General features: G+C 66.7%; 17 protein-coding genes. 16 read left to right on the top strand and 1 reads right to left on the bottom strand.

The window, feature by feature from the left end; translation table 11 throughout:
• The first annotated feature begins 3 nt into the window (after positions 1–3).
• From tssI to QHF83_RS13190, 6 genes are read left to right on the top strand one after another with little or no spacing between them, the layout of a single operon-like run.
• Positions 4–2,703, top strand: a complete 2,700-nt coding sequence (gene tssI, locus QHF83_RS13215) for a type VI secretion system tip protein TssI/VgrG (RefSeq protein WP_282418163.1) — start codon at positions 4–6, stop codon at positions 2,701–2,703.
• A 6-nt stretch (positions 2,704–2,709) separates the two neighbouring features.
• Positions 2,710–3,738, top strand: coding sequence for a DUF2169 domain-containing protein (locus QHF83_RS13210; protein WP_282418162.1), 1,029 nt, complete (start codon positions 2,710–2,712; stop codon positions 3,736–3,738).
• Positions 3,735–4,778 (top strand): hypothetical protein, encoded by a 1,044-nt coding sequence (locus QHF83_RS13205; RefSeq protein ID WP_282418161.1) that lies wholly within the window; start codon positions 3,735–3,737, stop codon positions 4,776–4,778. The genes QHF83_RS13210 and QHF83_RS13205 overlap by 4 nt, the downstream gene beginning before the upstream one ends.
• Positions 4,775–5,149, top strand: coding sequence for a PAAR-like domain-containing protein (locus QHF83_RS13200; RefSeq protein ID WP_282418160.1), 375 nt, complete (start codon positions 4,775–4,777; stop codon positions 5,147–5,149). Before QHF83_RS13205 ends, QHF83_RS13200 begins: the two co-directional genes overlap by 4 nt.
• A gap of 3 nt (positions 5,150–5,152) precedes the next feature.
• A complete protein-coding gene (locus tag QHF83_RS13195; protein WP_282418159.1) occupies positions 5,153–9,169 on the top strand; it encodes an RHS repeat-associated core domain-containing protein in 4,017 nt (1,338 codons plus the stop codon).
• A 4-nt stretch (positions 9,170–9,173) separates the two neighbouring features.
• Positions 9,174–11,360, top strand: a complete 2,187-nt coding sequence (locus QHF83_RS13190) for a hypothetical protein (RefSeq protein WP_282418158.1) — start codon at positions 9,174–9,176, stop codon at positions 11,358–11,360.
• Positions 11,361–11,399: 39 nt separating this feature from the next.
• On the opposite strand, the gene QHF83_RS13185 is transcribed toward QHF83_RS13190, so the two are convergent.
• A complete protein-coding gene (locus QHF83_RS13185) occupies positions 11,400–13,400 on the bottom strand; it encodes a hypothetical protein (RefSeq protein WP_282418157.1) in 2,001 nt (666 codons plus the stop codon).
• Positions 13,401–13,450: 50 nt separating this feature from the next.
• On the opposite strand from QHF83_RS13185, the gene QHF83_RS13180 reads away from it, so the two are divergent.
• The 10 genes from QHF83_RS13180 to QHF83_RS13135 all read left to right on the top strand — a co-directional run bounded on the left by QHF83_RS13180 (position 13,451) and on the right by QHF83_RS13135 (position 26,963).
• Positions 13,451–13,876, top strand: coding sequence for a hypothetical protein (locus tag QHF83_RS13180; RefSeq protein WP_282418156.1), 426 nt, complete (start codon positions 13,451–13,453; stop codon positions 13,874–13,876).
• A 51-nt stretch (positions 13,877–13,927) separates the two neighbouring features.
• Complete coding sequence (locus tag QHF83_RS13175) at positions 13,928–15,007, top strand: hypothetical protein (RefSeq protein WP_282418155.1); 1,080 nt, start codon at positions 13,928–13,930, stop codon at positions 15,005–15,007.
• Positions 15,008–15,286: 279 nt separating this feature from the next.
• Positions 15,287–15,745 carry a hypothetical protein gene (locus QHF83_RS13170; protein WP_282418154.1) on the top strand — a complete coding sequence of 153 codons (459 nt, stop codon included), beginning with the start codon at positions 15,287–15,289 and terminating at the stop codon, positions 15,743–15,745.
• Positions 15,739–18,564, top strand: coding sequence for an AAA domain-containing protein (locus tag QHF83_RS13165; protein ID WP_282418153.1), 2,826 nt, complete (start codon positions 15,739–15,741; stop codon positions 18,562–18,564). The genes QHF83_RS13170 and QHF83_RS13165 overlap by 7 nt, the downstream gene beginning before the upstream one ends.
• A complete protein-coding gene (locus QHF83_RS13160) occupies positions 18,561–19,970 on the top strand; it encodes a hypothetical protein (RefSeq protein WP_282418152.1) in 1,410 nt (469 codons plus the stop codon). The genes QHF83_RS13165 and QHF83_RS13160 overlap by 4 nt, the downstream gene beginning before the upstream one ends.
• On the top strand, positions 19,967–21,541 hold the full coding sequence (locus QHF83_RS13155; RefSeq protein ID WP_282418151.1) for a phospholipase D-like domain-containing protein: 1,575 nt from the start codon (positions 19,967–19,969) through the stop codon (positions 21,539–21,541). Before QHF83_RS13160 ends, QHF83_RS13155 begins: the two co-directional genes overlap by 4 nt.
• Positions 21,542–21,552: 11 nt before the next feature.
• Positions 21,553–23,259: a sigma 54-interacting transcriptional regulator gene (locus QHF83_RS13150; protein ID WP_282418150.1), complete on the top strand. Its 1,707-nt coding sequence runs from the start codon at positions 21,553–21,555 to the stop codon at positions 23,257–23,259.
• An 8-nt stretch (positions 23,260–23,267) separates the two neighbouring features.
• A complete protein-coding gene (locus QHF83_RS13145) occupies positions 23,268–23,465 on the top strand; it encodes a hypothetical protein (RefSeq protein WP_282418149.1) in 198 nt (65 codons plus the stop codon).
• Positions 23,466–23,496: 31 nt separating this feature from the next.
• Positions 23,497–25,176, top strand: coding sequence for a serine/threonine-protein kinase (locus QHF83_RS13140; RefSeq protein ID WP_282418148.1), 1,680 nt, complete (start codon positions 23,497–23,499; stop codon positions 25,174–25,176).
• Positions 25,173–26,963 (top strand): PEGA domain-containing protein, encoded by a 1,791-nt coding sequence (locus QHF83_RS13135; RefSeq protein WP_282418147.1) that lies wholly within the window; start codon positions 25,173–25,175, stop codon positions 26,961–26,963. Before QHF83_RS13140 ends, QHF83_RS13135 begins: the two co-directional genes overlap by 4 nt.

Raw genomic sequence — 26,963 nt, 5'->3', positions numbered from 1 at the left:
GCCATGGCCACGCGTACGTTGACCACGTTTTTCCAGGCCCAGCCCCTCGAGACATCCGACGTCGTGGGCTTTCGCGTCGAGCACCGCCTCGGCATCGTGACCGAGGCGGAAATCGAGGTCCGCCATGGCGAATACGTGGACCCGGACGAGCTACTCGGGCGCCCGGCGTATCTCGCTTTTGGCCGAGGAGGCCCGGAGCACGAGGTCTCGGGCGTCGTGATGGACGTGGAGATGGAGGGCACGCCGGAGGACGACGACGAGCGGAGCATGCTCTACCGCATCCGCGTCATCTCGTGGATGGGGCTCCTCGCGCGCGAGGTCGATTGCCGCATCTTCCAGGACAAGGACGTGAAGGAGATCGTCGGCGAGGTCCTGCGGGCGGTGGGGGTCGAGGACAAACACCAGGCATGGCGCCTCGCGTCCCAGTATCCAAAACGTACGTATTGCGTGCAATACAACGAGAGTTCGCTCGCGTTCGTCTCGCGGCTCCTCGAGGAGGAGGGCATTTTCTTTCACGCCGAGGCGGGGGAAGACGGCGAGACGCTCGTCTTCTCGGACGACAGCACGGCGAGTGATCCGATCGAGGGCGACGAGGCGGTGCCCTATCGGTTCGGTGCCGGGCTCACGGGGATCGAGGACGCGATCGGCGTGATCACGCGCCGGTATCGGACCGCGACGGGCAAGGTCGTCCTGCGCGATTACGATTTCGAGAAGCCCAAAGCGGACCTCACGGCGACCGCGGCGGCGGACGCGGGCGCGGACCTCGAGGTCTACGATTACCCGGGGCTCTACAAGGACAAAGGCGAGGGCGAGCGCCTGGCCCGGGTGCGGCTCGAGGCGCTGCAATGCGAGCGCGCCGTGGTCGAGCTCGAATCGGGTTGTCCGCGGCTCACGGCCGGGCGATGGCTCTCGCTCGTCGACGCGCCGGACGACCTCGACGGTGCGTATTTCATCACCGGCGTGGTGCACACGTTGCGTGAAGGTGTGTACCTCGCCCGTGCGACGACCATCCCGAAGCACGTGAAGTACCGCAGCCCGAGGCGCACGCCCGCGCCGATCATCGAAGGTCCGCAGACGGCCGTGGTCGTGGCTCCGGAGGGAGCGCCCGCGGAGGAGATCCATACGGACGAGCACGGCCGATGCAAGGTGAAGTTTCACTGGGATCGGTACGGGAAAAATGACGACACGGCGTCGTGCTGGATTCGTGTCACGCAGCCGCAGACCAGCGGCGCGATCATCCTGCCGCGCGTCGGCTGGGAGGTCATCGTCGAGTTTCAGGAGGGAAACCCCGATCGGCCCCTCGTGACGGGCCGCGTTTTCAATGGGAAGTGGATGCCTCCGTATGCCCTTCCCGAGGGGAAATCGCGCACGGCGCTGCGGACGAGCTCGTCGCCGGGGGGCGGCGGTACGAACGAGATTCGCCTGGAGGACAAGGCCGGGAGCGAGGAGATCAGCATCCGGTCGCAGAAGAACACGACGATCGCGACGGCGAACGACAAGAAACGATCCACGGCCGTCAACGAGACGAAAAACGTCAAGGTCGACGCCAAGCTCACGGTCGGCGCCGAGCAGAAGATTCAGGTGACCAACGGATATCTGAACACGGTCGACGGCGCGCAGACGGCGAGCGTCGGGGGGAACCGGACCGTCGAGGTCAATGCCGTGTACGGGCTCACGGTGAAGGGGGACAGCGCGACCTCCGTGGGCGGCAATCAAATGGAAATGGATGGCAATCCCATCCAGGCGCTCCTCGCGCTCGCCGTGAAAGCAGCGACGGAGGCGGCGAAGGCGGAGGCAGAGCGCGCGCTACAACAGTTGGATCAAGCCGTCGCGGCGAAGGTGAATCAGGTCATGGGGCCGGTCCAGGCGCTCCAGGGCAAGGTCGAGAGCCTGGGCGGCGCGATGGAGGCCGTGAGCCGCGGGAACCTCGGCGCCACGGCGAGCGTCCTCGGGGCGGCCGCCGGTTTGCCCTCGCCGTCTACATTTGGAGCTTCGCTCGGCGACGCAATGGCGGCCGTCGCGCCGGCTGCGTCGGGGAACGCGTCGAGTGCGCTCGGGCTCGACACCCTCGTGAATGGCGCGATCGACGCAGGCGCCGAGCGCCTGGGCGAGGCGCTCGGGCTCGATGGCGGCGGCGGAGGCGGCGCTTCGGGGGCGAACATGGCGGGGCCGGATGGAGCTGTGGCGGGCAATTCGGGCTCCGACAGCGCGACCGGGCCGGGGCATTCGATCAACATTTGTTCGTCGACCCATGATGAGACGGTCGGGGGCCTCAAAGCGACGATCGCCGCGGCGGGCATTCATACGACGGTGAATGGCGCGCGTACGCAGGACGTGGGCGCCGCACGCGTCGAGCTCGTCGCGGGCACGCGCGCGGAGACGTGCCTGGCCGACAAGACCGAAAAAGCGCTCGGCCTCGCGGTCATCAGCGGCGCGCCGGAATCGGAGACCGTCGGCGGGAGCCGGACGACGATGGTGGGCGGCGCCGTGGTGGACAAGATCGGCGGCTCGCATACCGTCGTGGCCACGAGCAAGGGGATGTTCGTCGGAGCATTCCACAAGGTGGATGCCTCGGAGTCCATCGTGTTCAAGTGCGGCGCCAGCGAGGTGGTGATCGACGGCGGAGGGATCACCATCAAGTCGCCGCTCGTCACGATCACGGCGCCGAACGTGAAGGAAAAGGGCAACGTGTCGCAGCTATGAGGGGGCATGGACGCGCCGCGATTGAATAACAAGAGCGAGTTTCTGGTCTCGCCCCTCCTTCTGATCGGCAAGGACGGCGAGCGCCTCGTCGTCATCGTGAAAGCCACGTTCGTGCGCGTGCCCGGGGAGGGAGAGCTCGAGCTCGCCGAGCGCTCGCAGCAACGCGCCCTCCGCGGCGCGGACGTGCCCTGGGGCGATCCGGAGAAGAGCAGCATCAAGTATCCATCCGATCTGTGCATTGCAAAGCCTGGCACCGATGTGATCGTGGTGGCCGCAGCGCACGCGCCCGAGGGAAAGGAGGTCCCTTCCTTCGATGCCGGCGTGCGCGTGGGGCCGCTCGAGAAGACCGTCCGTGTCTTCGGCCTCCGGGTCTGGGAGGCGAAGGGGAGCGGGCTCTCGTCGCCGCGCCCCACGACGGGGATCGAGCTTCGATACGATTACGCATGGGGCGGGCTCGATACGAGCGACCCGCTTCGCCCGGTGGAGGAGCTGCGCAACCCGGTGGGCCTCGGCGTCGCGCGTGATCCGGCGACCTTGACGCACAAGACCGCGCCCTTCATCGAGGATCCGCTCCAGCCGATTCGTTCGGCGAGCACGCGCCCGCCCCCGGCGGGGCTTGGCGCCATCGGCCGCCACTGGGAGCCGCGGCGGCGCCATCTCGGGACCTACGACGATGCTTGGCGCAAGCAGCGCGCGCCCCTCTTGCCGCTCGATCATGACGATCGCTCGAATCTCTGTGCGTCGCCAGGGCTCACGGCGGTGCCGCCGCTGCGCGGGGGAGAGGACGTGGCCCTGCTCAATCTGACGCCCGGCGGGGGGACCACGAGCTTTCGATTGCCGAGGATCCGGGTCGAGGTGACCCTGAAAGCAAAGGATCGTGCGCCCGAGACGCTGGTGCCGTACGTCGATACGGTCCTCATCGATACACTCGAATCGACGGGGGTGGCCGTGGAGCTCGTGTGGCGTGCCGCGTTTCGGCCGCCGCGGCGCATGAAAGACGCGGAGATCATCGTGGTCGAGAAGGAGGCCGCGTGAGCGCCGTCGGAGTCGTGAAGGTCGGGGCGCGGACGCCGATCGGGCTCGATTCCCGGCAAACGGGTTTTCTGCTCCGCGCCGGGTTTCCTGCCATGGCAGAGGCGCCCCTCGCGGATTCGGCGGGAGAGGCAATCACGATGGGGTTCGTCCCAACGATCGATCCGCGCATCGTGGGGCCCGAGCGGCTCGTGCTCCTCGCGAGGCCGGCCTTCGAGGAGGCAGCCTTGCCGCTCGGCGATACGAAGACGCTGGTGTATTTCACGTTGGATGAGGGATACGACGAGGCGAGGGCGGCGGCGTGGGAGCTTTCAACCCTGGTGCGACGCGCGCTGCCGGCCGCAACGGTGGAGGTCGTTCCTCGGGGCGAGGCGGCGCTCGGCGCGCTCTTGCCGGCGGCGCTGCGCGCGCTCGAATCGAGGGAGACGGACGCCGTGGTGCTGGGCGGCGTGCACAGCGATTACGATGTCGCAACGATCCGCGCTCTCGAAGAGAGTGGTCGGCTGTTCTCTCCGGACAACCTCGACGCCCGTATTCCAGGGGAGGCGGCGGCGTTTTTCGTGTTGATGCGTGATCCGGACGCGCGCCGCCGGGGGCTCTCGCCCCTCGCTCGGGTGCTCGGCGTGGGGAGCGGGCGGGAGCGCGCGCGGCCCGATAACGACGCGCCGGCCTACGAGGCGTTCGGATTGACAGCCGCCGTGCAGCAAGCGGCTGTGCCACTCGTCAGGACCGGAGCGAAGGCCGGGTGGATGCTGACGGATATGACGGGCGAGATGCGGCGGCTCGACGAGTGGCAAGCCGCGTTCGTCAGGGCGCAGGACGCGCTGGAATCACCCTATTTCATCGATTCGCCGGCGCAGCGCATCGGGTATCTGGGGGCAGCGGCGATCCCGCTGTTCGTCGTGGTGGCGGCGACGGCCTGGGAGCATGGCTATGCGCCCTCGCCGGTGGTCATGGCGATCGCGGGGAGCGACGGCGGAGAGCGGGCGGCAGTGGTGCTGGCGAGCGCGAAGCGCGAGGTGAGGCAGGAGGCACGGGCATGAGCGTCACGGCATGCATGATGGATTGCGTCACGTCGAAATCGGGGCACCAGATGGTGCCGCTCGCCGTGAGCGTGTGCACGACCCCAGCCGCGCCGAGCCCGATCCCGGTGCCTTATCCGGTGACGGCGCAGTCGATGGCCGGCATCAAAGGTGCGCCCGTGCGGACGAAGATCGAGGGGGGAAAGATCCTGACGGTGGGGGCGTGTTTCAAGATGTGCATCGGCAACCAGCCCGGGACATTGAAAGAGGTGGTCAGCGTCAATACGGGCGGGCCGTGCTTCATCGTGATGGGAGCGCCCATCGTGTTCGTGGAGCTCGGAATGCAGGGAATCACGGGGAGCCCGGGGTTCATGAACAAGGGGGGAGGTTGAGCCATGCCGACGTCACCGGTGCCGGACGCGGCGGCCCCGCCGGGGATGTGCCCTGGCGTGGTGGTCAAGGGCGGGGGAATGGGGAGCGGGGGCGGGGATGGAGATGGGAGCGGGGGTGGGAGTGGGAATGGGGGGGATGGGAGTGGGAATGGGGATGGGGCCGGCGGGGATGGGAAGAGCGCCGCGGGGTGCGGCGGGAGCGGCGGAGATGGTGGAGGATGCCCGAATCATCATGGTTCGAGCGGCAGTGGCAAGTTGTCGAAGGGGGATCCCGTCGATGTCGTGACCGGTGAGATGTTCACGGTCCCCGCCGTCGATCTGTCCCTACCTGGGCCGTTGCCGCTCGTCATCGAGCGTACGTATCGGTCCTCCGCGATCGACCGTGATGCTGGATTGGGCTTCGGGTGGAGCCATTCTCTGTCGTGGGAAATCGAGGTAGGTCGTCGCAACATTGCTGTGTGGACCGATCGCGGCAATAAGGTGGAGTTCGACGCTCCCGGTGCCGGCGACGGCGTGCTCGGTCCGTCCGGCTGGGTCCTCGTCAGCGTGGGCGATGGGTTCGTCATCGACCTCCCGGATGGCAGGTCCCTGATCTTCAAGGAGCGCGCAGGGAATCGTCTTCGGCTGTCCTCGATCCTGGATGGCTGGGGTAACGAGATCGCCCTCGAATACGAGCGAGGAAAGCTCGTCCGCGTCATCGATAGCACGGGCCGTGTCGTGCGGGTACGGCCGACGGCCGATGGTCACATCGCTGCCTGGGAAGTGAAGAATGCGGTAGAGCAAGGTGTCTGGGTGCCCTTTGCGACATTCACATACGGCGCTGAGGGCGACCTCGAGCGCGCATCCGATGCGGAGGGGTTCGCCACGACGTATGTCTATGATCCAGACCACCGGATGCAGAGCCACACAGGGCCCACCGGTCTCACGTTCCATTTCCGGTACGACCGCCGAGGGCGCTGCGTCGAGACGTGGGGGAATTACCCTGAGCGTCATGACCCGAGTCTCTCGGACGCGGCGCCGAAGCTGCTCGCAGACGGTGAGACGAAGGCCAAGGGCCTCTACCACTGCGTGTTCGTGTATGGCGCGGGCGGCTACAGCGAGGTCGTCGATTCGCTCACGGTCCACCGCTACTTCGGTAATGAATTCGGGAAGATCGACAAGGCCGTCGTGGGCAGGGGCGTCTTCGAGCGCACGTATGACGAGGCAGGCAACCTCGTCGCGTTCATCGATCCGCTGGGCGCCGTCACGACCTGGAAGCGGGACGGCCGGGGTCGTGTGCTTCGTGTGACCGATCCGCTGGGCAGGGTGACCATCATCGAGCGTGGTCCCAGCGGTCACATCCACAGATGGATCGATCCCGCAGGTGGAGAGACCTTGGTCGTCCGAACGCACGACAAGGTGGCGTGGACCGATCCCATTGGCGCGACCTTCGAGGTGAAGAACGACGCCCGGGGGCTCACGACCGAAACCGTGGGCCCGAACGGTGGCCGCACATCCTATCGATATGACGCCCGGGGGAACATGGTCGAGATGATCGACGCGCTCGGCCATCGCTCGCTATGGTCGTACGACGAGTGGGGGCGGTGCCGCAGCTACCGTGATCCCATCGGCGCGACGACGCACTACGTATACAACACGCGCGGCGACCTGATCGCCGTGCAAGAGCCGGATGGCAGCATCCTGCGCTACGAGTACGACGGGCTTCGGCAGCGTGTCACCGCGGTGGACGGGGCCGGCCGGGTGACACGCTTCGTCTATGGGGGATATCGCAAGCTTTGTGAAATCTACGAGCCTGACGGCGCCGTCACGCGCTTTCGCTACGATCGCGAGGGGCGCCTCGTCGAGGTCATCAATGCGAAGGGCGAGAGACACTCGATCGAGCTCGATGTGATGGGGATGGTCGTGCGGGAGCGGACCTTCGACGGCCGTATCCTCCGTTATGCCTATGACGAGGTGGGGCAGCTCGTTCGGGCCGAGAATGGCCTCGGGCAGGTGACCGAGTACGAGCACGATCTCGCTGGTCAGCTCGTCGAGGTGAAATACCACGACGGCAGCATCGAGACGTTCGAATACGACCTCCTGGGAAAGGTCGTACGAGCGACGGGAGAGGCGGGCGAATTCGAATTGAATCGCAACGCGCTCGGATGGGTGGTGAACGAGAAACAGATCGTGGAAGGAGAGGCCATCGATGTCCTGGTGGAGCGCGATCGGGTCGGCAACGTCGTCCGGCGGGCGACATCGCGCGCACACGAGCAAGAATGGTCTCGGGACCTCCACGGCAATCCGCTACGCGTGGTCCTCGACGGCGCTCACGAGGTCCACGCGCAGTACGACGCACTCGGCCGCGAGGTCGCGCGCCTCCTTCCGGGGGGCGGGAGGATCGACTCGGCGTACGACGTCATGAATCGGATGATCGAACGGCACGTGACCACTGCGTCCAAGCCGGCGCTCGCTGGACCCGGGGAGCCGGAGTGGATGGGACCGGGTCGCGTTCCGACGACGGTGCGTCAGGTGTATCGATACGCGCCCACGTCGGAGCCGCTCGAGCTGAACGATCTCACGCAAGGCACGACACGCTTCCTGTACGATGAGAATGCGCGCCTCGTAGCATTGGCCGGCGCGCGTGGGGTCGAGCGTTTTGCGTACGATAAAAATGGGAACGTCCACGAACGCGACGGCGGCGGTCGTCGTTATGGCGTCGGCGACCGGCTGGAGCAGAAGGACGGGACGACGTACGTATGGGACGATGACGGGCGCCTCGTCGAGAAGCGAGCGCGCGTGGAGGACGGCGAGGAGCGGCGTACCAAGCTCACCTGGAACGCGCGCGGGATGCTCGCGGAGGTTCGCCAACCGGACGGAAAGGTGATTCGTTTCGCGTACGATCCCTTTGCGCGACGGGTGGGGAAGCGCGTCTTTCAGCGGAGGTCCGACGGGGAACTTCAGCTGCGAGCGGCGACGCGGTTCGTATGGAGCGATCACGACATGGTCCAGGAGATCACCGAGCACGCGGCGCAGGGCAACGACCCGGTCGTCGAGGTGCGCACCTATTGCGTCGACGATCGTGGCTTCCCCTGGGCTCATCGAGACGCCCGTTCCACGGGTGAGGAGCGGGCATCGAGCAACTGGTTTCACTACCTCAACGACAACATCGGCACGCCGCAGAAGCTCATTCAGCCGGACGGCACGGTGGCGTGCGAGATTCGCAGGAGCGCGTGGGGCAAGCCGGAGATCGCTCCCGACTCCGCGACGTCGACGCCCCTCGGCTTCCTCGGCCAGTACTACGACGAGGAGACCGGGCTGTCGTACAACCTCCACCGCTACTACGATCCCGAGACCGGTCGCTACATCAGCCGTGATCCGGTGGGGCTCATCGGGGGCTTCAATGCCTTTGCCTACGCCGACAACAAGCCGACCCGGATGGTCGACCCCAGCGGGCTCGCCACGGCGGAGATCACGCACAGGCCGGAAGGCGGAGAGAACAAGACCGGGACCTCGAAGGAGAAGAAGCTCGATCCTGCCGTCCAGGAGGCCGTCGACAACGCAAAGGCCAAGATGGGTGGAGATTGGAAGGGCAAAGCCGGCAAGTGCGCCGAGATAGACGCCCTCAGCCAGCAGGCGGCCGCCATTCGAGAAAAGCTCGGCCCCACCGCCACGAACGCGGAGGTGCGCGAGGCGCTCCGCGAGGAGTACCGGAAGGGCGCGAGGATCGAAGCCTTCGATGAGAAGGGAAAATCGATTCCTCCCTGCCCATACTGCGCCCAGGTGATGCGGGAGCTCGGAATTCACCCCGAGAACATCAACGCCAATCCGACCGGAAAGTCTCAAGGAGACGCCGAGGGCGGTGTCCGGTACAAGGGCGACAAGTGGGACGGGAAGGAGATCTATGGCAAGGGATCTCCCAAGACGCAGCCGTCGACGACGTCCGGCAAGTCCTACAAGGCTCCCGAGAATGGTGCTGGGGCACCACCGGCCAAGACCCAGCACTTCGACGAAAATGGCAACTACCTGGGATACTGGTGATCTCGTGGCCGCTTCGAACCCCGACCGCCGCCCGCCCGTGTTCTTGCCCCTCCTCGACGCGCTCGACTTCTGGCACCGCGCCGACGAGGCGTTCCTCGCCGAACGCTCGTGCGTCGAGCGCGGCCTTGCAATGACCAAGCAGCTACAGGCCCGCTGCGTCGTCTACCGGCTCTCCGAGATCGAGCTCCTGATCGAGCACCCATTGCGCGCAATGCTCGTCGAGGAGGGAATCTGGTCCCCTCATGAGGCACTCGACCGCCTCGACCTCGTTGACTTCGCGGCGCGTCACAATGCGCTCTGCGCGCTGGCTCCGGTCCTTCCCCCGGAGTGTCTCCGCCGGGCGCTCGACATGGCGAGCCGACCCGGCTTCGGGGACGATGAGCGCTGGGAAATCGATCGTGAGCTGGTCGAGGTGCTGAATGAGCGCATGTCGCGCGCCAAGGAGCATGAGCCTCGTGCTGCGCAGGAGGCCAGCCTCGCGCCGCGTGGCGTAACGCCATCCCCGGCTGCGGAGCCGGGCAAGCCGACGCTGGCGCGCATCCTCCTGGCCTGTCGCGCGAAAGGGCGAGATGAATGGCTCGAATCCTCGTTCCCGAGAGCGCTCGAGTACGTGGTGAACGACCTCGAGCCACAGCACGCCGCTGAGTTCGCCCAGGACCGCACGAACCCCCTCTTCGCGGATCTACGGCGGGCCCTCCTCGCGAGCGGACGCGAGCTCTGGTCGCGGCCGTGGTTTCGACAGGTATTCGATGCCGAGGAGCGGCGCGGACATCTTCGGCATGTGCTCGAGCGCCGTGAGCGCCGCGGAGTACTTTGCTTCGATGCATTGCTCGAGATCGCGACACGCCTCCGCCCGACGCATCGAGCGACGGTGCTGCGTTCGGCCATTGCACACCGGGAGGCGCGCGGGGACGAGCGGGCGCCCGTCGACCTCGCGCGCGTGGTGGGGTTGGTCGAGGGGGAGGAGCGCGCCGCTCTCCTCGCCAGGATCGAGGCGTGGCTCGATGAGGCCGAAACGGAGGAGCGGCTCTCCACCCTCACCACGCTGATGAGCGCAGCGACGCCTGCGGAAGCCGTTGATTGGGTCCGTCGTGGCCTCGGCTGGATCGCCACCGAGGGCACGGAGCAATGGTCCGACGTCGAGACCTTTTTCGAAGCCATCGCCGCGAGCACGTGGGCAGCGCTCGTCCGGACAGAGTGGGAGCCTGCGCTGCAAGCAGGGGGGCGTAACTGGGACTCCTACGACGTGCGCTTGGTGGCGGTCTCCCACCTCCCCGAAGAAGCGAGGCGTCTCCTCGAAGAAAGAGGGCTCCCTGCGCTGCTCGAGAAAGATGCGTACACACGCCTCGTGACGGGCAAGATGATCGTCCACGCGCTTTCGTGGGCGGGTCGGGCCCAGCTCATCGCGTCGCTCCTTTCGCTCGATGCGGTCACGTGGCGGGAAGCCGCCTCCGCCGTTGGTCCTATCGCGCGTCACCTCGACGATGCCGCTCTCGAGCGCCTCTGCCGCACGCTGGGCGAACCCAACCCAGAGGGGAATTGGCGCGTGGAAGCGGGCCTCGCGGAGGCGTGGGCGGCGCGGGGAATGCACGATCGGGCCGCGGTGATCCTCGAGCGGATCACGGATGACGAGGACCGCGCGGAGGCGAGGATGGCGGTAGCCATCGCGGCGGGGGACGCGCGCGCTGTGCTGTCGTCGCTCGATCGCTCTCTATCCCGCCCGGTCTACCGGGACGTGATGGATGCCGCCCTTCGGTGGGCGTCCGAGCGAAGAGACTCCACCTGGGCCGAGGCTCTGGCTGCGTGTGTGGATGAGCCCCTGTCCGCCTCGGATCGGCTCCATGCATGGGCCGCGCTCTGGCCGCTTCTCTCCGCACACGCGCGCTCCCATCTGGCGCCGAAGGTCGAGCGGGCCGTCGACGACGTGCTCGCCGACGACGACCGACAGGACGATGCGCTTTGCGCAATCGCGGAGGTGCTCTCCGAGCTACGTCTCATTGGAATCTGGAAGACTCGCGCCACCGCCTCGTCCTACCGACATGCCCTGGCGCTCTTCGAGGACCGGTTCTGCGAGTTCATGCTCCCGGACAACCACCGCCATTCCTGCGTTCTTCACTTCGTGCAGGCCCTCGGCGGCGAACGCGCCTTGCTCGAGCATGCGAGCAATCTGGCGAGCATCTCTCCAGCCTAGCGAGCACCGCTCGAGCCTGCTCGAGACCTCGAGCCTCTGCTACCTCCCATATCCACGCACGACCCCCTCCCACCCCGATAACCCCCTCACCTGCTCCGCCACGAAATCGTGCGGATCGAAACGCACCCACCGCCCCGTCCGCGCCGCCAGCTCCCGCGATAGCCTCCGCCGATCCTCCGCCGAAAGCGCTAGCTTGTCGAGCTCGTACAGCGACACCGATGGCGAATACGTTTGTCCTCGCCGATACCTGAGCTTCCGATCGAACCGCCCTCCATGCTCGGCCCAGTAGGCCCGCCATCTCTCCGGATCCGTGGATGGCGCCTCCACCGTATCCTTCGATCCCGCTGGCGGCCTGTCCCGCGGATCGCTCACCAGCTCCGAAAGCGCCACACGCCCCCGCGCCGGCTCCGGGTTTGGATTGACAACCTCTGCCTCCTCGAGCGCCTCCGGCGCAAGCTCGAGCTCCTCGATCAAGTTTGCACCGAGCATCCGATCGAGCGCCTCCGCTGCGGCGAATCGCACGTCCTCGTCCTCGTCCGTGAGCCGCTCGATGAGCGCTGGAACCGCTCCCACGAGCCCTGCCCACCCCACCGCCTCGAGGGCGGATGGTGTCGGCGATTGCCGCATCCTTTCGAGCAAACATGACGCGTCGCCCTCTCGCGCCACGAGCGCGAGCCGCACGAGCGCGCGCTCCCCGAGCGTCCCTTCCGCCGCCGCGCGTGCCGCCGCTGCCGCGCGCGGATGCGCCGCGATCGCCATCGCGTCGAGCGCCGCTGCCTGCACACCCATGTTCTCGTGAGCGAGCGCCCGCGCGAGTGCTCGCTCGAGGCCCGTATGCCGGGCCGCGGCGATACACGGCAAGGCCAGCGCAAATACCCGCGGCTCTTCCTCCTCGCAAAGCGTGTCCAGCTCATCGGCCGTGAGCCAGCCGCGATAGCCGAGGACCTCGACCGCGATGGCCCGGCATCCTCGCTCGGGCGAGGCATAGAGCGCTCGCAGGACATTCGGCACGAAGGGGTTTGGCGCGAGCTTCATCGCCGCCGCGAAGGCCTCGGCCACGACCGGATCCCCCGGGCCGAAGCGGAAAAGCACCCGCTCCGCGCATGCGAGCGCGTCGCGGCCTTCGAGGCATCCGCCGATCATCGCGGCCGCGAAGATCCGCATCGGATCGGCGGTCGGCGCATCCATCGCCCAGGGCTCGAGGTGCGCGATCGCTTTTGGTCCGAGCGCGGCCACCGCGTCGATCGCGGCGATCATGCGCAGCTCGAGGCTCTGGCATGCGCGCCAATCATCGCCACGGAGCGGCGCTCGCTGCACGCCGAGCATCCCGATCTCCTCGAAGCTCGTGCGCGCCCAGCGACGAATGAAATCTTCCTCGGTGATGGGCGCCTCCGGCACGAAGGCGAATCCGGGCGGCGCGTCTTCATCGACCGGGGCGGGTGCCTTGGGCTTCGCCGGCAGCTTGGATGGCCCGAGCCGCGCCTTCGCCTTCTCTTGCGCGAAGCGACGCATCGCTTCGGCCGCGACCTTGAGATCCTCGAATGTCCTTGGCTCCGGCAACTCGAGCTCCGGGACATCGGGCTCGGGCGCGGGCACCTCGGGCGCGCGGAGCGAGGGCGCAAGCGACGCTCGCGCAACGCAGTGGAGAGGGGGAACGTCGATCCCCGCGACGAGCGGGGCTGCGCTCCGGCCTGCGATCGGCACGCGAGGGAAGCGCTCTTCCGCAGCGACGAGCTCCCCGCACGCGTCTCGCAGCGAGGCGACCTGCCGGGGCAAACCCGCCCGCGCCAGCAGAATGGCCGCCTCCCAGACCCTGCCATGCGCCACGCTGACGGCCGTGATCCTGTCGGCGCGTCCGTCGAATGCGTCATACATCGCGGAGAGGCCGCTCTCGAGCTTGCGCGCCGCGGGCGCGAGGTGAGCCGAAGGCTCGCTCTCCGCCTCGATGAAATGGGCGACCGCGTGGGTAAGGCTGTGCGCGCGCTCCAGATGTTTCACCCAGGGCGCCTGCACGTCGAGGACGGCGAGGTTGTCGGCCATGCCTGCTCGTTTTACCCGCTTTTTTTCCCGCGCACGAGTAGGATCCTTGCATGGACCTCGACCTCCAAGCGTATGCGACGTTGATGGCCGAGCTCGCCGCGGCTGTGGACACGCGTGACGAGGTGCTCGCGCGGCGTGGCCTCTCGGAGGAGCGCTGGGAAGCGATCGACGCCCATTGGCAGGAGCGCCTCTCCGAGGCCTTGGCCGAGGAGGAGGAGGGCGTCCCCGCCTTGCTTGCAGCGTACACCGCCGCCTACGAGGCCGCCCAGCGCGCGCTCGCGCCTCCGATCCCGCTCGAACAATTCGCCAGGATCACACGTCTTTTGCAGGCCACGGGCGACATTCAGGCCGCACTCGCCAAGGTGGGTGTCACGCTCGCGGACTACGTCCGGAGTAGCGAGCACTGGAGCCGGCGGATGACCGAGGATCCGGCCGAGGAGCGTCGCTTCCAAGCAGCCCTGCGCGGCGATGCGTGAGCCCCGCGATCCCTCCTGACTTCGCAGCGCGTACCCGGTATCATGATCCCGATGAGCAGCGCGTCCCTGACCATCGAGCGCTACGCGGAAATCCGCGCCGAGATGGAGGCCGGCAGGCTACGTGACGAGGTGCTTGCGCGCGCCGGCGTCAGCATGGACGCCTGGACAGCCGAGCAGCGCAACTGGCTGCAGAAAATGAGCGCAGAACTCGAGCGCGGGCGGTTCGAATTGACGAACCGCTACACGCAAGCGTTCCTCGATCGTCAAAGCGCCCTCGCAGGAGCCGAGAAGCACCGGACCGAAGCGCCTGCCGCGAGCCCCGGCGTCCCTCCCACCCTGCCGCGCGTGCCTGACCCGGTTTCCACGCCCCCCGAGGAAAAACCCCTCCTCGCCGTGGCATCCGTGGATCTCTCCCGTATTGCCTGGATCGCTCGTTTGCCGGCGGACACCGACCTCGAGGCGACGCTGCCACCCATCGTGCAGGACCTCCCTCCGAAGGTGCTCCCTTTCCAGCCAGGCGCCGCGCCACTCGAACGAACGGCCGCGCCGTCGTTCCCGACGACGAACGCACGGCCCGTCCGGGATCGGCTCGCGGAGACAATGTACGATGACAGCGCGGAGGAGGTGGGTGCGACCACGCTCGCTCCAGGTTTGATTCCGGCGCGGCCTGCGCTGCCATTCGAGCAGCATCGGGACGACGACGAGGACCATCTTCATGAAAAGGCGACGTTCGCCCGCGCCGCTGCATCGCCCCCGGAGCGTCGAACCGATCTCGAAGGCGCGGACCTGGCCGGGATGACGATGCTCGGAGCGCCCCTCGTCCCTCGCGGTCCCATGCTTCCCTTCGCGTCGACGCAGGACGCAAACGGAGCCGCGGACGAGGATGACGCACGCCTCCCCACGCTCGCTCCCGTGGCGGGAGCCCATTCGCTCACGCTCGAGGCGCACGCATCCTTGTGCGCGGAGCTCGCCCGCTTTCCCAGAGACGCCGAGCAGATTTTCGCGCGATACGGGCTCGCTTCGCTCGAAAAACGGACGGCCGTCGACGAGGCGTGGAAAGAGCGCCTGCGCCAGGAGCCGAGGCTATATCAGGAGTGGCAACAGCTCTATCGGAAGTTTTTCGCGCGCTGAGCGCGCTCAGCGTTCTATCAGCAGGTTTGCATTCCTGCGCGTCGCCTCGGCGGTGGCGTCGACGCGCATCAAGCGCCTGATCCTCGATCAGCACCACGCACCCTCGGGGTGTTCGCGATCATCGCGTCCCCGGCCCTCGCAAGCCGCGGCGGGCAAGAACGCGCCCGAGCAGGCACGGTCTTGCCCGGAGTTCGTGCCTTGGGACCTCGATTTATAGCGATTTCCGCAGGTCTGTCCCATGGGCACGTCTCATGCACCGAGACCGCGCGGAGGTTCGCCATGGACACCATCGCTTCTTCGACCATCGCGACCGCGCGGCATCACTTTTGGCTCCGCTGTGCCGAGCGCGGCCTTCGCGCCGACTTGCGCGACTTCATCCTGACCTACGCGGTCGAGTTTCGAGCCCGCGGCGCGACACACCTCGTCGTCCTCGAGCGTCGTCTGCCCATCGAACTGCAAGGCACCGACCTCGCTCGTCGTGCCCGCGGCTGGATCCTCCTCCTCTCCGACGATGGGACGCCCCTCACGTGTTATCGCCGCTTTGACGCCACTCGCAAGCTGCGCCGAAAGCCCAAGCTGCGCCTGACTCGGGAGCAGCGGCTCGCTCGCTGGGTCCGTTCGGGCCGCGCTCGTGGCAAGATGACGAACCTCTCGGGGGAACGCACGCCGCTCATGGTTGATGAGCCCTGCGACCCGTCGTTCGTGTTCAGCTCCGGGGGAGGGACGCCGGCATGTTGACCCACCGAATCATCCGATACGCCGCGTCGCAGGGGCTCGCGCTCCCCGCGCTCCAGGGGCCTTTCCGCGTCGGCCTCGCAGGCACGTTGCGGATCGACGTCGAGATTCCGCTCGCCCTCACCGATCGAGCTCGCAGCGTCCTCGCCGAAGTCGGGGTCTCGGCCGACGCGCTCCTCAATGCGGGGGATGTCGTCGCCGCCGTGCAGCTCCGGGATCATCGCGGGCAGGCTCCGCTCGATCCGCTGGTCACGCAGGGGACCGGCGCCGTCCCCGAGGGGTATGCGCTCCTCCTCGAAGCTTCCGGCTTTCTCTTCATTCTGAAGCCGGCGCAGGGATGTTTTCTCGTGGTCCATGCCGCCCAGGCGCAACGGGCAACGTCCACGCACGGGCTTTTGCTCATCGCCCGATATCGCGTCGCGACCGTGCCGTCGTTCGATCCCGCGGCCGTCCTGCGCCAGGTCGCGGTCCAGCTCCGGCTGCGTCGCGTCATGCCGGATCTCAGCCGCGAGCACGAGGCCGATCGAACCTTCCTCCTGCGCTATCGGCGGTATCTCGAAGCGCTACGCGACCACGGCCAGCAAGTACGACCCGAGGCGCGCTACCAGCTCGTCTCGCGTGTTCCCTTGCGTCTCGTCGTGGAGGGCGAGCGGTGGCCCGCCGCGTTCGGTCGGCCGCGTACGCGCATCGAGATACCCACGCACGCGGGCAAACTCCGCTACGTCGAGGTCGCCGGGCTCGACGACGAGCAGGCCGTCCTGAGTACGGAGGAGGGGGATCCCGAGGAGGAGGTCCTCGACCAGGGTACGGCCCGGATCGCCGACTCCATGGCCCCCATCCGACGCATGCTGGAGGCGCTCGCGGCGCTCGCGGAGGGCCAGCACGATGCTTACCTGCGCTTGCTCGACGTGCTTCGCCGTCCCGATGCGCTCCCCGATCTGCGGCCGAGCGGCGCGAGCTTTCCGCGTCTCGGCGCACCGAACGCCGAGAACATGCGGCAGCACGAGGCCGTCGCGATGGCGCTCGACTGCACGGACCTCTGCCTCGTGCACGGCCCGCCGGGCACGGGAAAGACCACGGTAATCTGCGAGATCGTGCGGCAGCTCGTGGCGAAGGGGCAGCGGATCCTGCTCGTAGCGCCGACGAACGTCGCCCTCGACAACGTCCTCGAGCGCATCGGCAAAGAGCGGGGCATCGTCGCGATCCGCCTCGGTGATCCGGAGAAGGTGAGCGACGATCGCTTGCTCGAGTTCGTCGTCCATCGACGCGAGGCCTCGCTGCGGGCGCAGCTCGCGCGCGAGCTCGATCAGTCGCTCGCGGGCGCCGATCCGCGCGACGCGGTGGTGACGGTGCAGCAGGCGTTTCGAGACGAGATCGCCGGGGCGAACGGGCTCGGCGATCTGCTCTTGCTCAACGCGAACCTGGTCTGCGCCACGCCGATCGGGATCGCGATGACCCGCGCGTTCCGCGATCCGGAGCCGGTGTTCGACGTGATGATCATGGACGAGGCGGGCAAAGCGACGCTGACGGAGCTGCTCGTCCCGGCGACCCGCGCGAAGCGGTGGGTGCTCGTGGGCGACCACCTCCAGCTCGCGCCCTACGTCGACATCGACGAGCTCACGGCCGTCGCGCGCATGCGCGCCGAACGAGCCGATGGCGAAGGGCGGAGTGAACTCGCCCTCGAACCTGGCCGCATGAAGTACGTCGCAGGCATGTTGCGGCGCCAGTTCGAGGAGCGGATGCATCCGGACGAGGCACGGAAGCAAAAGGTATTTCGTGACCTGCTCGAAGGAGTGTTCGACGAGAGCGATGAAGTCCTCGACGGGCTCTCTCGCGGGCCGGCGAACGCCGATCGTTTCCGGGATATGGCAAGGCAATATGCCGAAGGAGGTGTTCTGCCGGACGAGCTCGTCGACATGTCGCTCCAAGAGCCTGGCCTGTTCGCCTCTCGCGCGCGCCTTCTCGCGGAGCTGCTCGAGATGCAGGACGTGGCGATGACGAGCGCATTCGAGTTTCTGCAACGTTTGCCGCGCTCGCGAAGCGTACGATTGAACTGGCAGCACCGGATGTTCCCGGAGCTTGCCGCGTTCTCGGGGCGCTGCGTGTACACGGATGAGGATGGTTATCACTCCGGCGCGGATACGCGGCGCCTCGTCATGCCGATCCCCAGCCTGGAAAAGCCGTCGATCTGGATCGACACGGCGTTTTGCCCTCCCGCGGATCGCTACGAGTATCCCCGCAACACCGATTGGGTCGGGGGGAACTACAGCAATCCACTCGAGGTCGACATCGCCGTCGAGGCGGTCGAGCATTGCATTGCCTGGGCCGAGCGCAGCTTCCGTGAAGACCACCGCGGACAAACACGGGCTCTCGAGATTGGCGTGGTCTCCTTTTACTTCGAGCAGGCCCGGCAGCTTCGGGACGCCCTCGCTCGCCTGCTCGCGCGCCCGCCGAACGAGCCGGGCCGACCACGCTGGCGCGGTCAGGCGCTGCGGCGCACGGCCAGCGGCGCCCCCATCGAACTGCACGTGAGCGTGGTCGACAGGTTCCAGGGCCAGGAAAAAGACATCATGGTGATCTCGGGGACGCGGAGCAATCCCAAGGGCATTCGCGGCCACGTGAACAACTTCAACCGCATGAACGTCGCGGCGACCCGCGGACGCTACAAGCGGATCTTCATCGGCGACACCTCGACGCTGGTTCATCGGCGCAATGGGATGCGGCCCGATGGCGATCTCCTCGTCGAGCTCTTCAAAAGCTCGGAGCACAAGCAGGGCTGGGGCCAGCGTATCGCGGGCAAGGGGAGAGGAGGGGCGCGATGACGGACGGGACGCTGGAGCCGAGGGCTCTCCTCCGCGACATCGACGCGGAGAGCAAGTCGATCGCGGTCTTCACGCGGCGCTTGCAGAGCTACGACGTCGATGCTTCGCTTGATTTCATCGTGGAAGAGCGCTTGTCACCCGTGGATCGGGCGGTCCTCGCGCTCTTCCAGGCCATGGGCCGAGCCACCGCGGATGACATCCGCACCTACCTCGGCCTCGGCTGGGAGGTGTCTCCGTCGGTCGTCCAGGCGCTGGCGGCAAAATCGTTGATCGCGCCCCCTGCCCAGGATGCAGGCTGGTATCCGCCGGCAGGCTTCGTGCAGCAGCAGTGGGTGTACGATCCGGGCCTCGGGACCTATCGCCTCGAGCAGGTTCCTCCGCCCATTGCTGCGCGGCGCTTGCATGCGCCCGACAGGGCCGCGTGGCCCGCATTTGTCCTCACGCAGGCGGGGGCCGCCGCGCTCGCCGCGGGCGTCCGCCGATTCGTGCGCTCTCGCTCGACGCGCCTGTGGTTCGCCGCCGAGCCGCTCTGTTTCCTGGGTACGTCTGCGGAAGGAGCGGGCTACGCGGCGGCGAAACGCGGCAAACCCATGGAAGCCGTCTCCGTCCCGGCGCCCCTCCGCTCCATCGACGATGCGCTCGCGCTATCGCCGAACGAGCGTGCACAAGCGATGGGATTGCGTGAGGAGGACCTTCCCCCCGCTGGCCTCGAAGGGCTCTCTCGCTGCACGCCCGGGGCGAGCTGGGAGGTGCGAGAAGCCCCCGCCATGCGCGACGTTTGCCTGGTGATCGCGGGCCTCCCTGACAGCGCTGCGGGCGGCAGTATCGCGTGGCAGGCATTCCTGCGAACGCGCCGCGCATACCGGGATACCGTCACCACGAAGCGCGCGGCGCACCTCGAAACGCGGATCGCAGAGCTGCTCGGCGATTGGGCATCGGCGGGTACGGCCGCGCTCGTGAGCCAAGCCGGGCTCGAGCCCGCGCCGGCCACCTCGCTCGACGGCATTCCCGTGCGCGCCGAGGGTGCGCTCTTGTCGAAGTTGCTCGGGCGCTCGGATCGTCCGGAGACCACGTGGGCTGCGCTTCCCGTCGTGGAGAGCGACGGCTGGAGGTCGTGGATCCGCGTGCGGGCGCTCCCTGCCTCGAGCCAGGCGGCGCGCGAGGCGCTCCTCGCCTTCCTCGGCCGGCGCCGCAAGGCGCTGGGTCACTCCTTCGAGGCGGCGGTCGACGCGACGTGGAGCGAGCTCGTCACCTTCTGGGGCATGCCGCACCTGGTTCGTCCGGACGACGGTTGGGTAAAAAGACGGCTTTGGGAGCAGACCGAAATGCGGGGTGTGCTCTGCGCCGAGCGGCTCCCACGCGACCTCGTCACGCCTTATGCGGCGCACGCTGGAGGTGGGCGATGAGCCGCGCGCCCATCCACGCAGCCGTGGGCGCTCAGCGCCTCGAGGGCATGTATTTTCTTCCCGGGCGCATCGAGCTTCCTGCCTGGGTCGGGGGGAGCGCTCCCGTCGCCTGCGGCAGCTCGTCCCGCGCCGCATACTTGTTCACCGATGAAGTGGCCCGCGATTACCAGATCCGGGACGCGCTGCTTCACCTCATTCGCGGAGCCAGCCGGAAGGTCTTTTTCTGTAGCTTCCTGTTCGGGGACGCCCAGATCGTCGACGCCCTCATCGAGGCGGCAGAGCGCCTGCAGGGGGGCGTGTACGTGCTCACGGCGCTCGGGAAGAGCCTGCAGATCGATACCGGGGAGCTCGACGAAGAGTTCTCTGGTATGCCGGCGCAGCGGCGGGTCGAGCAGCAAGAGCGTCACCTCCAGAACCTGGATCGCATGGCGCGGGCCGGGGTCTGGCTGCGCAGCGCCCGGGATTGTCATGCCAAGCTCTGCGTCGTCGACGACGAGGTCGCAGTCGTGACGAGCGCCAATGCCAGGAGAAACGCATACGAGGACAACCCGGAGAACGGCGTCCTCGTGCGTGAGCCCGCCGTCGCGCGTGAGCTCGGACGCCTCTTTGCGCACGCATGGCTCCACCTGACGCATGACGAGTCCCCACCGGGCGCGGCGCTCGATCTGAAAGGAAGGGGTGGCCAGGAGAGACGCCCGCCCGCATTCCCGGCCCTCTCGGGCTCCGGCGATCTCGTGCCGGTCGGGACCGTGCAGGGCATCGAGGCCTCCATCCGGGAGGCCACGCTCGATCTGATCGAGAATGCCCGCCGCGAGCTCGTCATCGCCTCTTACAGCGCCGTGTCCTTGCGCGACCACGTCGTCGGCCGTGCATTGCGAAGGGCCCTCGAGCGCGGCGTGAAGGCCCTCGTCGTCCTCCGCCCGCGCAATTTGCACCGGGATCAGGTCGATACGTGCGGGTTCCTCTTCGCGGGCGTTCCAGACGAACGGCTCGTCGTCCTCGGGCACGACCACACACATGCGAAGGCCATCGTCGCCGATGGCCAGCGAGCGCTCGTCTGGACCGGCAATCTGGACGGCAAAGCAGGCTATGACTCCGGGATCGAGGTCGGCGTTTTGATGAAGGACCCGGTGAGCGTGTCCGCGGCCCGGAGCCACGTGATCGAGATCGCTCGGAGAGCAACCCACAGGAGCATCATTCGGCCGACACTTCACGAAATTGCGGCGGTCGAGCGGTCCCTGGCCGGAGCATGGACATTGTCCCTGCCCTCGGGCGCGCGCCCCGGCGCGACGGCGCTGGCTGCGATGTTCGAGCGCGAGGCCGTCTTCTGGACGGAGATCGCCCATGGGAAACTCGCGATTCGCCTCGGTGACGCGGCGGAGGTGATCGTCCGTGTCGACGAGCCACAACGCAAACTCATCTCCGAGCGCCTGATGTCGCCGCCTCTCCCCGAGCGGCGCGTATCGGGCATCATGGGCCGCTCGGAGATCACCCTCGTCGAGGAGAGCGCTGCTCCTCGGACGCAGGAGAGCGCGCCTCGCCAGCGCAGGAACCAGGGAGGCCGACGGTGAGCCGTGACCCGTTGATTCTCGTTTCTTGGGTCGCTTTCGCGAGTGATCCCTATCAACGCGACCGCAATGGCAGGTACGCGACGGGCGAGGGCGGCAAGTTCCTCCCCGGGGCTGCGCTCGAGCTCTTGACGAGCCAGCACTCGCCCTACCGTGACCGGATCAAGAAGGCTTACTTCCTCGTCCGGAGCGGCCCCGCGGAGGAGCGAACGTCGCGAGAGGTCGACCCGCGTGAGCTGGACGTCTACGCGACGCTCGAAAGCGCACTGAAGGAGCACGTTCCGCGCCTCGGCGTGCACAAGCTCGTCTGGGATACCATCGAGCCGCCGACAGCCCATCGGCCGCTCCTGAAGTTCACGGCCGACAGCCTGCGCCAGATACGCCGCGAAAACCCCGAGGCGGCGCTGCTCGTGAACGCAGGTACGGGGACGGCCCAGATGCACACGACGATGTTGGCGGCGCTCGGGGCACGCTGCGCCGGGGACAACGTCGAGGCCGTCCAGATCATCTTGCGCGACAGGCGCCGCGACCCCACGAAGATCCTCGAGAATGTCCCCTGGGACCTGCTCGATCAATTGAACGTCGACGAGTCGCGCTCGGAGGTCGACACGGGTCGCCCCACCTGGGACCTCGAATCGGCGCGCTCGCCTGCGCTGAAGCAAATGCTCGCTCAGATCGAGGAGGCAGCGCTGGTGCCGTTCCCCGTGCTGGTCCATGGAAGCCGGGGAAGTGGAAAGACCCATGTCGCCGAGCGCCTGCGAGCACGGTATCTCGCGCATCGAAGGCGCGTGGGAAAGGGAAGCTGGGAGCTACGGGTCAATTGCGCTGCACTTCAGAAGGAGCTCCTGCTGAGCGAGCTCTTCGGGCACAAGAAGGGCGCGTTCACCGGCGCCGACCGGGACAAGAAAGGCCTGCTGGAGCAAGCCGAGGGGGATTGCGTTTTTCTGGACGAAGTGCACCACCTGGACCGGGATGCCCAGGCCAAGCTCCTCGTCGCCCTGGAGCGTGGTGGGCAATTCCGACCGGTGGGGAGCGATGGTCCGAAGTATTCGAACTTTCGCCTCGTATGTGCGACGAACCGCCCGCTCGCCGAGGTACGAAGCAGCCTCCTGCCCGACTTCTGGGATCGCATCGCGGACTTTCAGATCCAGGTCCCCGATTTACGCGCGTGCCGCGAGGATCTCGAAGGCATGTGGCTCTGTGCTTTGCGGGATGCCTGTCGCGACGTGGCGAAGGTGAAGGAATCGGCCACGGATCGCGCGGAGAGCCGCGCAGCCGCGCTTTTCGGGCGTTTTCGAGATGAGCAGAACCAGGGCGTCGTAACCACGCTCGAGCGGCAAGAGCTACCCGGAAACTGGCGCGATTTGCAGCGGGTCGCGCGGCGGCTCGTGGCGCGGTCACTGGGGACGGGGACGGCGCCGAAGGTCGACTCCGCGATGATCGCGGGGTTGCTGGCCGAAGAAGAGCCCAGAGGAGATGAAACCACCCCGCTCCAGGCCCTGCATCGGTCGATCGGGAGCCTTGCGGACTGGGTGCGCAAGGGGCACGGGATCGACCTCGACAAACTGCAAGAGGAGCTCGAGCGTCGCTTGCTCGTGGCAGCCTTCGACGCGCGCGGAGGTGGCCAGGGCTCGGCGGAGCTCGTGGGGTTGATCAAGCGTACATTCAATGCTCGCTTGCAGAAGCTAAAGGCGGCAAATCCGAGACGTGGTCCGGGATGAGATGCGTCATGCCTGAATGGTTGCTCGTGGTGTGGTTCGAGGCAAAAACGGGGTCGACCGAGCACGAGACCCCGACAGGCGAGATGCAGACGTTCGCGTACCCCAAGGCGACTGTCGAGGCGCTCGGAGGCTCCGTCCTCTGTTGGGGCCTGCCGATGGAGAGGGCGGCGTTCGTGCCCACCGCCCGCATCTGGTTGCCTTCTTGATGACAGTTCTAGTATAGTCCGCCGAGCTACCATGATCGGCACCACTCTCGACGGCAAGTACCTGATCAAGCGCCAGCTTGGCGCTGGGGCGATGGGAGCTGTCTACGAAGCCGAGCATACCGGAACCGGCCGTAGAGTCGCGGTCAAGGTGATCACGAACGCTCTCGCGCAGAACCCTGACCTCATCAGCCGTTTCCAGCGCGAAGCACGCGCGGCCGGCGCCATCGACACGAAACACATCACACAGGTCCTGGATACTGGCATCGATCGCGAGACCAGGCTTCCGTTCATGGTGATGGAGTTCCTGACTGGCATGGACGTCCAGGATCTCCTCAGGAAGAAGGTCGGCGGCCCTATCTCACCGGATCTTTCGCTGCGTATCGCGGCGCAAGTTTGCCTTGGTCTGCAGAAGGCTCACGACGGCGGGGTCGTCCACCGTGACATCAAGCCGGCCAACCTTTTTCTTGCCCACAGCGATGGCGAGATCATTGTCAAGGTGCTCGACTTCGGCATCGCCAAGGTGCACATGGAGCAGGCGCAGGAGACGGAGAGCGCCGGGCTGACTCGCACCGGGAGCATGATGGGGTCTCCGCTCTACATGTCGCCGGAGCAGGCACGCGGATCGAAGAACATCGACCACCGCGCCGACCTCTGGTCCCTTGGCATTGCGTTGTACCAGTGCCTCTGTGGTCGCACACCGAACCAGCACGTCACCGCGCTCGGCGAGCTGATCATCGCGATTTGTTCCACCCCTCCGACGCCCGTGCAGCAGTACGCGCCCTGGGTGCCCCCCGAGGTTGCCGCGATCGTACATCGCTGCATTCGGCAGAATCCGGATGAGAGGTTCCAGAGCGCCAAGGAGATGCTCGCAGCGATTCGACCGCTGTTGCCATACGGGTGGGGCATCACGGAGGACATGTTCGTCCCGGTGGACCAGGCTGCGCGCGCGCAACGTGCGGTCATGTATTCCGTTCCAACGGCTGTCCCGTATACCGGCACGGCGCCCGGCGGATCCGCCTCGCACCCAGGGCTCGGGTCGGGCGTCGCCCAGGGCGGGACTTCACATCCGGGGGCTGGATCGAATCCAAATATCGGTGGGTCTGCGTCCCATCCGGGACAGGGATCCGATATCCAGGGAATGACAGCGCATCCGGGGTACGGATCCAACCCCAATGCGTCTTCGCAGGGGGGCTCCACGGGCATCCTGGTACAGTCCCAGGCGGCAGCGCCGAAGCACCCATCGAGCCTGCCGCTCGTCATGGGAGGTCTTTTCATCACCGTCGTTGGTTTGGGCGCGGCGGGCTTCTGGGTGATGCGGAACAGCACACCCGCGCCGGCCCCTCCTCCGGCGCCCACCGTCGTGGCGCCGACAGTCACGACGGTTACCGCGGCGCCCGTGCCACCTCCTGCGCCTCCTGTCGAGCAGGACCAGAGCAATCGCCGGGTCAAGGTGGCCATTGTTCCTCCCGACACGCAGGTCGAAGTCGAGGGCAAGCCGGTGACCCTCAAAAACGGGATGCTAGAGCTGGAGGGCAAGCTCGGAGACGTGTTCAAGGTGCGCGTGAAAAAGGGGGGCATCAGCAAGGAAGAAGAGGTCATCATTACCAAGGATGGCCCGAGCCTGCCGATGATCACGCCCTTCTACACGGCGGCGACGGTCAAGAGCTCGACGCCAGCTTTGCCCAAGGGCGCGACGGATAAGTTCGAATGAAACGGACGTTTGGAGTCGCGGTTCTTCTGGGTGCATCGCTCGTTCATGCACTTCCCGTCCTCGCGCAGAGCCAGCCCCCGGCAGCGCCGTCGAGCGTACTCGACGAAGTTCCCGAGCCCACGAAGGAAGACAAGGAAGAAGCGTACCGGCAGTTCAAGCGCGGCGTCGAGCTCATGGGCGAGAAGGCATATGCCCCGGCGCTGGCCGCGTTTCAGCGCTCGCGTGAGCTTTATGCGGGGAAGAGCGCGACGAAGAACATCGCAGCGTGCATGCGAGAGATGCAGCGCTACGACGAGGCCGTCGACGCGTATGAACAGTTATTGCGGTTCCCCAATCTGACTGCGTCGGACAAGCTCGAAGCTCAGCAATACATCGCGGAAATGCGTGCGCGGGTGGGTACGATCGAGATCGAGGGCGCCGAGCTCGGCGCTGTCATCACGATTGACGGGCAAGTCAAGGGTGAATTTCCGCCACCCAATCCGCTCCGTACCGCAGCCGGCAGCCATGTTGTACGTGTGTACAAGGAGGACTTCGAGCCGTTCGAAGATCGCGTCGAGGTCAACGGTGGCGAGACTCGACGCTTGACGGCGAAGCTTCGGCCGCTGAAGGACTCGGGACGGATACGTGTCGTCGAGCTATCAGGCCGTGCCCTGGACGTCTACGTAGACGGCGCCAGGAGCGGAAAGACGCCATGGGAAGCGCGAGTCGGTGTCGGTCGACACGTCGTGCAGCTCGGCGGTGCCGGCACGCTCGGGACGCAACCTGCAGCCGTTGTCATCAAGCCCCAGGAAACGCAGCTCCTCTCCCTGCGAGCCGAGAATCTGGACGCCGCGATTCGCGTCGAGCCCACGCCGCCGGATGCCAGGGTCGCGATCGACGGCGTCGAAGTCGGCGCTGGTGTCTGGTTCGGTCGGCTCAAATCAGGCAACCATCTTGTCGAGATCTACCAAGAGGGGTACGTCAAGTATAGCAAGGAATGGTCGCTCGAGCCTGGTACACGTCCTCTCGTCAACCCCGTGCTGAAGCGGGATACCGGTGCCCAGCGTTGGGCGAAATGGGCGTTCGAATTCGACTCCGGTCTCGTCGCTGCAACGCCCTCTCTGGGGGGTGATGTCCTGGAGACGAGCTGCGGCGACGGATGCAGCCCTTCGGCGGGCCTGGGTACGCTTTCGCGGCTCATGGTGAGTTATGAATGGGGGTTCGGGCTGGGTGTGGGGCCCGAGGTGGGTTATTTGGCCTCGTGGCAATCGGTCGAGGGACGAAAGGTGGTCATCCTACCCAAGGGATTCGATTCGCAAGTTGGCGTAGGGAAGGACACTCTGCGCCTCACGGGAGTCACCCTGGGCGTGTCGGGCTCGTATCGCTTCGGCAGTGAACGTGTGCCTGTGGGTATCCGGGTCGGCGGCGGTGTTCTCATTGGACAAATTCGTGACGACCGAGATGCCCGTGACTTCACGAGCACACAGGCGGGCATCGGAAATGTATCGAATGTTTCCATGACACCGGAGCTCGTCAAAGCATACTTCGCGTATTTCCGACCAGAATTCTATGCCGGGCTTCGACTCGGCAAACATTTCGAGATCGGTGCCGACATGAGCTTGCTCATGTTGTTTTCGCTCGGCCAGCCGAGATTCGACGATACGCAGCCGGTCACTGTGAGCCTCTCTGTCGAAGACAATGGCGTCGCGCGAACGAGTCGGAGCTACGCTACCTTTCCCAACGAGGCGCTCACGGGGCAGGTCATCTTCTCGGTCGTACCGGGGTTGCGCGCCAGGTACGATTTCTGA

The sequence above is a fragment of the Polyangium sp. 15x6 genome (assembly GCF_029960785.1).
Taxonomy (GTDB): domain Bacteria; phylum Myxococcota_A; class Polyangia; order Polyangiales; family Polyangiaceae; genus Polyangium.
The sequence above is the reverse complement of the archived record's forward strand: the minus strand, read 5'-3'. Positions and strand labels throughout refer to the sequence as shown.

Bases quoted from the DNA above. Each gene is read 5' to 3' on its own strand.
- tssI (WP_282418163.1), top strand. From the start codon at position 4: ATGGCCACGCGTACGTTGACCACGTTTTTCCAGGCCCAGCCCCTCGAG.
- QHF83_RS13210 (WP_282418162.1), top strand. From the start codon at position 2,710: ATGGACGCGCCGCGATTGAATAACAAGAGCGAGTTTCTGGTCTCGCCC.
- QHF83_RS13200 (WP_282418160.1), top strand. From the start codon at position 4,775: ATGAGCGTCACGGCATGCATGATGGATTGCGTCACGTCGAAATCGGGG.
- QHF83_RS13195 (WP_282418159.1), top strand. From the start codon at position 5,153: ATGCCGACGTCACCGGTGCCGGACGCGGCGGCCCCGCCGGGGATGTGC.
- QHF83_RS13185 (WP_282418157.1), bottom strand. From the start codon at position 13,400: ATGGCCGACAACCTCGCCGTCCTCGACGTGCAGGCGCCCTGGGTGAAA.
- QHF83_RS13180 (WP_282418156.1), top strand. From the start codon at position 13,451: ATGGACCTCGACCTCCAAGCGTATGCGACGTTGATGGCCGAGCTCGCC.
- QHF83_RS13175 (WP_282418155.1), top strand. From the start codon at position 13,928: ATGAGCAGCGCGTCCCTGACCATCGAGCGCTACGCGGAAATCCGCGCC.
- QHF83_RS13170 (WP_282418154.1), top strand. From the start codon at position 15,287: ATGGACACCATCGCTTCTTCGACCATCGCGACCGCGCGGCATCACTTT.
- QHF83_RS13165 (WP_282418153.1), top strand. From the start codon at position 15,739: ATGTTGACCCACCGAATCATCCGATACGCCGCGTCGCAGGGGCTCGCG.
- QHF83_RS13160 (WP_282418152.1), top strand. From the start codon at position 18,561: ATGACGGACGGGACGCTGGAGCCGAGGGCTCTCCTCCGCGACATCGAC.
- QHF83_RS13155 (WP_282418151.1), top strand. From the start codon at position 19,967: ATGAGCCGCGCGCCCATCCACGCAGCCGTGGGCGCTCAGCGCCTCGAG.
- QHF83_RS13145 (WP_282418149.1), top strand. From the start codon at position 23,268: ATGCCTGAATGGTTGCTCGTGGTGTGGTTCGAGGCAAAAACGGGGTCG.
- QHF83_RS13140 (WP_282418148.1), top strand. From the start codon at position 23,497: ATGATCGGCACCACTCTCGACGGCAAGTACCTGATCAAGCGCCAGCTT.
- QHF83_RS13135 (WP_282418147.1), top strand. From the start codon at position 25,173: ATGAAACGGACGTTTGGAGTCGCGGTTCTTCTGGGTGCATCGCTCGTT.